Origin of the sequence: Mesorhizobium sp. M7A.F.Ca.CA.004.12.1.1, assembly GCF_003997835.1 — a bacterium.
GTDB lineage: Bacteria > Pseudomonadota > Alphaproteobacteria > Rhizobiales > Rhizobiaceae > Mesorhizobium.
In genome coordinates this window covers 1-7,138 of record NZ_RZRK01000285.1, presented here as the reverse complement: position 1 = coordinate 7,138, position 7,138 = coordinate 1, and the positions used below count along the sequence as shown (strand labels likewise).

Sequence of the window (7,138 nt, the reverse complement as noted above, 5' to 3'; positions counted from 1 at the left end):
GGACGGAATGAGCGACGAGGCGAGGTTCGAGGCGTCCGCCGTCCAGGCCAGGATGCGGGTCTGGATCGGTGTGCCGATGGCGAAGTTGAGGCCGCCCCAGACGACGATCGCCACAACCATCGGCAGGGGATAAGGGCTGACGGCGTAGATGACGGCCAGCGTCACCGCCTGCAAGGCCAGCATGGTGATCAATGACGGCATCAGCTTCCAGTCGGAGAGCTTGCCGCCGAGGAAGACTCCCAGGGTGGCACCGACGCCGTTGAGCAGCAGCACCCATGGCACCAGGTTCTCGTCGAGCCCGGTGACTTCCAGCAGTGTCGGGGTGATGTAGGTGAACAGGCCGAACTGGCCGATCATCAGCATCAGCATCAGGATCAGCGAAGTCCAGACCTGCTGGCGGGACAGCACACGGACCTCGCGGGCGAAACCGGCAGGCCTGGCCGATGAGCCGGTGGTGCGCGGCAACAGGGCTGCCATGGCAAGCGTTGCCGCCACGCCGAGCGCGCACATCACCCAGAAGGTGGCGCGCCAGCCCCAGATGTTGCCGATCGCGGTGCCGGCCGGCACGCCGATGACGTTGGAGACGGTGAGGCCAGACAGGATGACGGCGACAGCCATGCCGCGCTGGTCCTCGCGCACGAGACCCACGGCGACGACCATGGCGACGCCGAAATAGGCGCCATGCGCGACCGCCACGGCAATGCGCAACAGTAGCATCGAGGTGAAGTCGGGCGCCAGCGCGCAAGCCGCCTGGCCGATGGTGAAGGCGATGGCGAGGCCGAGCAGCAGGCTCTTGCGCGACAGCGACTTGGTGGCGAGCGCCAGCAGTGGACCGCCGATGGCGATGCCGCAGGCATAGCCGGAGACGAGATAGCCGGCCGAGGGAACCGAGACGCCGAGCCCTTCCGCCACTTGCGGCAGCACGCCGGCAATGACGAATTCAGTGGTGCCGAAGGCAAAGGCGGCGATGAACAGCGCAATGAGCGGAAGCGACATGGGGAAGCCTTAGCTGGAACGGCCTCAAACCACGGATGAGCGTCGCGGGCAATCCAGAAATTTTTGTCGCGAGTTTAGGTTTTCTTCAGTGGGGGCGCGAGGCGATGAAGTGCCAATCTCCCTCACGAGGGGGGAGATCGGCTGCTTCTCAGCTCGCCTTCAACCTGGATCCAGTCAGCAGACCGCGCTCTTCGAGCACCGGATAGGCCATCGAGGCCAGCAGCGAATTGATCTGCTTCAGGTCGCGGATGGTGTCGAGATGGATCGAGCTGGTCTCGACGCTCTTGGCAGTGCCGTCGCGCAGGCGCACGAAATGGCTGGCGCTGGTTTCTTTTTCGCGGTCGCGAAGCCGGTCTTTTTCCAGCACCAACTGGCGGGCGGTCTCGGGATCGCGCGACACCAGAACGTTGAAGGCAAGCCGCGCATTGGCCAGCACCGAGCTATGGAAGGCGCACAGCTCGGCCCAGCCCTCGTCGGTGAATTCCAGTCCGCGCTCGAACTTCTTTTTCACATGCACCAGCATGTTGCGCACGATGATGTCGCCGACCTGCTCCAGCTTGACGCAGGCGCCGATCAGCTCCTGGCAGCGCAGCGCCTCGTCCTCGGTCAGCGCGTTCCTGGTCAACTTGGCGAGGTAGAGCTTGATCGCGGCGTGCTTGCGGTCGACGCGGTCGTCGAGTGCGGCCAGCGCTTTAATCTTGTCGGCGTCGGCGCTTTCATAGAGTTCGATGATGCGCTTGAGCATGATCTCGATCGTCTCGCAGACCCGCACCACCTCGCGGGTGGCATTGGCAAGCGCCTGGCTCGGCACGTCGAGCGCGCTTTCGTTGAGCGCGGACAGCTCGACGACGTCAAGCGAGGCGGCCGGCACGGGCTTGATGCCAAGTGCGACGATCTTCTCCGAAGCGCGGTAGACAAACCCTGCCAGCGGCAGGCCGGCGAGCAGGATCAGCACATTGAACAGGATGTGGGCATTGACGATCTGGTCCGCCGCCGTCGAACCGAGAAAGGCGAAGTGCGGCCTGAAGATCATGACCAGGATCAGCATGACAAGCGAACCAAGCCCGCGCATCAGGAGGTTGCCGATCGGCACGACGCGCACCTCGGGGCTCGACGAGCGGGTCAGCATCGGCGCGATGATCGAGGAGCCGAGATTGACGCCGAGGATAAGAACGACGCCGAGTTCAGGCGTGATCAGGCCGCGGCCCGCCAGCGTCGCCATCAACAGCACCGCCGCGATGCTCGACTGGAACAGCCAGGTGATCAGCGCCGCCAGCAGATAGGCGGTGATGGAATCGGTCGAGAAGTAGTTGATGATGACCGGCATGAGCTGGCTGTTGCGCAGCGGCTCAGACGCCTGTCCGATCATCTCCAGCGACAGGATCAAAAGGCCGATGCCGACCAGAATGCGGCCGGTCTGGCGCCAGTCGCGCCGCTCGGTGGCCATGAACATGACCGTGCCGGTGATCAGGCACAGCGGCACCAGCAAGGTGAGGTCGAAGGTCAGCAGCTTGACCACCAGCGCAGAGCCGATCTCGGCGCCGCGCACTGCCAATTGGCCCGCGGCGCCCGAGACGATGCCAGAGCCGGCGAAGGAGCCGACCAGCAGCGTGACGGCGGTGGAGCTTTGCAGGGCGATGGCAAGGCCGGTGCCGGCCAGCACCGCCATGATCGGATTGCGCATGGTGGCGCGCAGGCGATGGCGCAGCACGTCGCCATAGGCGCGTTCGACGCCGGTCTTCACCATGCGGGTGGCAAACAGCATCAGCGCCACGGCGCCGGCCAGATGCAGAAGGACGACGGACCCGCTCATTTCGTCCCCCGCATGCAAACCGGATGCGCGTCCTGTTTGGCGTGGCGATCAGAAGGGAAAACGAGGGTACGAATCATGTTCATGGCGGTGGCTTATAATAGCTCGAATATTTTAGCCGGATAATAAAATCTTGTCGATTTCAAGGGCCGTTGCAGCGCGACGGGCGGTGTCGGAAAATGGACGGACGCGCAAATGGTTGCATTGCGGGGCGGACGCGAAGCAACGGATAGGCCGAGTTAGCAGCGCGACAGACTCCTGACCTTTGCGATTATGTTCAGCTCTATCGGGTAAATCAAGGAATTCATTACGCAATTGTAATGCAGGCGTTCAGTTTCGGTTCATCGGTGGCCCGCTATTCCTCTGGCATCGACAACCAAGGAGACTTCTCTTGAAACGCATTGTCCTTTCCGCACTCGCTTTCTCGATGCTGGCCGCTACGTCGCTCACCGGCCAAGCCGCACCGCTGAACGCACCGAACGCTCCGCAGTCGAACTACAGCCAGGTCGACTGGCAAAAGCCCACCAACAGGGATGTCAAGAAGCGCTTCATCCAGAAGCGCGTCATCCATAAGAAGGTCATCGTAAAGCGCAACAACTGGCGCAACGGCCACAAATATTCAGGCTGGAGACAGCACCAGCCGATCCGCGACTACGGCCGCTACGGCCTGCATCGTCCCGGCCGCGGCCAGGAATGGATCCGCGTCGGCAACGACTATGTGTTGGTCGGTGTGCTCTCCGGCGTCATTTTCGGCGCGCTTGCCGCGCACTGATCGCTCCCCAGGCGGATATTGGAAAGAGGCGGCCCGCAACGGCCGCCTCTTTTGCCTGTGGAAACCGGGTATGGCCCGCATTAAGGGTCGTCGGATTTCGCGGGTATGATTATATAATCGGGAAACGAGTTCCCCGATGCGCTTTCCACCCGCCTTCCTCGACGAGATACGCGACCGCGTGCCGATTTCATCGGTGATCGGCCAGCGCGTTGCGTGGGACAGGAAGAAAACCAACGCGCCGCGCGGCGACTATTGGGCGTGCTGCCCGTTTCATGGCGAGAAGAGCCCGTCCTTCCACTGCGAGGACAAAAAGGGCCGCTATCACTGTTTCGGCTGTTCGGTTTCGGGCGATCATTTCAAGTTCCTCACCGAACTCGATGGGATGAGCTTTCCCGAAGCGGTCGAAAAGATCGCCGACATGGCCGGTGTGCCGATGCCGGTTCGCGATGCGCAGGAGGAGCGGCGCGAAAAGGAACGCGCCAGCCTGACAGACGTCATGGAGATGGCCACCACCTTCTTCCAGGAACGGCTGCAGGGGCCGGAAGGCGCCAAGGCGCGTGCCTATCTGCGCGACCGCGGACTGACGCCGGCGACGCAGCAATCGTTCCGGCTCGGTTTTGCGCCCGACAGCCGCAATGCGCTGAAGGAGCATCTCGCCGCCAAGGGCGTGCCCAAGGCCGACATCGAGGCTTGTGGACTGGTACGCCACGGCGACGACATCCCGGTTTCCTATGACTGGTTCCGTGACCGCATCATGTTCCCGATTCCGGATTCCCGGGGCAAGATCATCGCCTTCGGCGGCCGTGCTTTGCAGCCGGACGCGCTGGCCAAATACATGAACTCGCCTGACACCGAGCTCTTCCACAAGGGCAACGTACTCTATAATTTCGCCCGCGCCCGCAAGGCCTTGGCCAAGGGCGGCACGGTCATCGCCGTCGAAGGCTATATGGACGTGATCGCGCTGGCGCAGGCCGGCTTCGAGAATGTCGTGGCGCCGCTCGGCACCGCGCTTACCGAGAACCAGCTCGAACTGCTCTGGCGCATGGCGCCGGAGCCGATGCTGTGCTTCGACGGCGACAAGGCCGGGCTGAAGGCAGCGTGGCGGGCCGCCGACATGGCGCTGCCATCTGTGCAGGCCGGCCGTTCGGCGCGCTTCGCGCTGCTGCCGGAAGGCAAGGATCCCGACGATCTGGTCAAGGCCGAAGGACCGGATGCGTTTCGTCGCGTGCTGGCCGAGGCGCGGCCGCTGGTCGACCTTTTGTGGATGCGTGAGACGGCGGGCGGCGTCTTCGATACGCCGGAGCGGCGGGCCGAACTCGAGAAGACGCTGCGCGAGCTGACCAGCCGCATCCGCGACGAAAGCCTGCGCTACCACTACCAGCAGGAGATGCGCGAGCGTGTGCTGAGCTTCTTCGGCTCGCAGCGCAGTGGGCGTCAAGGTCGGCAGGACTGGAAACAGGGCCAGGGCAAGACGGCCGCGCCCGGCGGGCAGTTCGCCAAAGGCGGTGGCGGCCGCATTGCGATCACCGAAAGCCTCGGCCAGTCGGCTTTGGTCAAACGCGGCGGCGAGGGGATGTCGGTGCGCGAGGCGACGATCATCGTGGCGTTGATCAACCATCCGGCGCTGATCGACGAGAATTTCGCCCATATCGAGTTCCTCGATCTCGCCAACTCCGACCTGAGGCGGCTGCATGCGGCAATCCTCGATGCGATGGCGCATGACATGGCCAATGACCGTCAGGCGGTGATTGCGACGATCGAACGCGCCGGCTGTGCCGATATCTGGGAGCGGGCCGTCGGGCTGATCCGGCGGATGCGGCAATGGCCGGCGCTGGAGACCGCCGCCCTTGAAGATGCCCGCGATGCTTTCAGCCAGGCGCTGCACTTGCAGCGCAGCGCGCGCACCTTACATAAGGAGCTGAAACAGGCGGAAGCGGCGCTCGCCACCGATCCCACAGACGAAAACTACCGGCATCTGATCGAAATTCAGGCGCAATTCCAGGATGTGCAGGCCACGGAAGCGCTGATCGAAGGGTTTGGCGTCTCCTCGGGCAGGGCTGGGCGAGCTTAGTTGGAAGCGAGTGAATTGAGAAAGCGTCGTTGCGCGTCCAAATGGCGCGTAACGGGCTAAGTCGGGTAATTGATTCGCTTTTTTCATGCGAATCATGCGAGAGGCGCTTGACCTTCTGGCAGATTGGCGGAATCAGGACGATTCGAAACGTTAACCCGAACCCGCGTCGACGGGAAATAAGCGATGTGAGGTACTGGTCACTGGACAGGCAGCCCGCCTGCCACAGATATCAGGGTTAATCTGGACTTAATGCATGTCGCCCAAAAGGGGAAACCCGATTTGGGCAACGACATACACCAAACGAAACGAGTTGATGCAGTTACTGGCCCGGTGAAGCGCGTTTCATAAGCGAGCGCACCCGATTTGACTGGTCCGACAGCTTACGCGGCTTTGAAGTTCGGCCGCTAGGAGAAGATAAAGACTATGGCGACAAAGGAAAAGGAAGAGGTCGAAACCGAACGCGAAGGCGCCACCGATGGCCCTCTGCTCGACCTTTCCGATGATGCTGTCAAGAAGATGATCAAGGCCGCCAAGAAGCGCGGCTATGTCACCATGGACGAGCTGAATTCGGTGCTGCCCTCAGAGGAAGTGACCTCCGAGCAGATCGAGGACACGATGGCGATGCTGTCCGACATGGGCATCAACGTGGTCGAGGACGACGAGCAGGGCGAGGAGCCCGAGGCCGCCGACACCGCGGCCGATGCCGAGGAAGACGCCAACGAGTTGGCTGAGCAGACCGGCACCGCGGTCGCCGCCACCACCACCAAGAAAGAACCGACCGATCGCACCGACGATCCGGTGCGCATGTATCTGCGCGAGATGGGCTCGGTCGAGCTGTTGTCGCGCGAGGGCGAAATTGCCATCGCCAAGCGCATCGAGGCCGGCCGCGAGACGATGATCGCGGGTCTGTGCGAAAGCCCGCTGACCTTCCAGGCCATCATCATCTGGCGCGACGAACTCAACGAATCCAAAATCCTGCTGCGTGAGATCATCGATCTCGAAGCCACCTATGCCGGCCCCGAGGCCAAACAGGCGCCGGTGGTCGAGCGCGTCGAGGAAGCCAAGGTCGAGGACAAGCCGCGCCGTTCGCGCGACGACGAAGACGACATCACGAATGTCGGCGCCGATACGCGCGGGCTGACGGATGACGACGACGAAGACGAGGACGAAGCGAGCCTGTCGCTGGCCGCGATGGAAGCGGAACTCCGCCCCCAGGTGATGGAGACGCTCGACGTTATCGCCGACACCTACAAAAAGCTGCGCAAGCTGCAGGACCAGCAGGTCGAGAACCGTCTGGCCGCCGCCGGCACGCTGTCGCCCAGCCAGGACCGCCGGCTGAAGGAGCTCAAGGACCAGCTGATCAAGGCGGTGAAGTCGCTGTCGCTCAACACGGCGCGCATCGAGGCGCTGGTCGAGCAACTCTACGACATCAACAAGCGCCTGGTGCAGAACGAAGGCAAGCTGCTCAGGCTGGCCGAAAGCTACGGCG

The 7,138-nt window shown here is 62.9% G+C and carries 5 protein-coding genes; 3 read left to right on the top strand and 2 right to left on the bottom strand.

The annotated features are described in order from the left end of the window. Positions 1 to 996: MFS transporter (locus EN984_RS16585; RefSeq protein ID WP_164765495.1), on the bottom strand; the 996-nt coding region annotated here is incomplete at its 3' end. Between the two features lie 148 nt (positions 997 to 1,144). After that, positions 1,145 to 2,809 (bottom strand): Na/Pi cotransporter family protein, encoded by a 1,665-nt coding sequence (locus EN984_RS16580; RefSeq protein WP_127271336.1) that lies wholly within the window; start codon positions 2,807 to 2,809, stop codon positions 1,145 to 1,147. Between the two features lie 388 nt (positions 2,810 to 3,197). Here EN984_RS16580 and EN984_RS16575 point away from each other — a divergent pair, with 388 nt between their 5' ends. From EN984_RS16575 to EN984_RS16565, 3 genes are all read left to right on the top strand, one after another. Beyond that, positions 3,198 to 3,578, top strand: coding sequence for an RcnB family protein (locus tag EN984_RS16575; RefSeq protein WP_127270906.1), 381 nt, complete (start codon positions 3,198 to 3,200; stop codon positions 3,576 to 3,578). Between the two features lie 136 nt (positions 3,579 to 3,714). Beyond that, positions 3,715 to 5,649, top strand: coding sequence for a DNA primase (gene dnaG / locus EN984_RS16570; protein ID WP_127271338.1), 1,935 nt, complete (start codon positions 3,715 to 3,717; stop codon positions 5,647 to 5,649). A 423-nt stretch (positions 5,650 to 6,072) separates the two neighbouring features. Continuing rightward, positions 6,073 to 7,138, top strand: a 1,066-nt coding sequence (locus tag EN984_RS16565; RefSeq protein ID WP_281057311.1) for an RNA polymerase sigma factor region1.1 domain-containing protein, incomplete at its 3' end; no start/stop codon positions are given.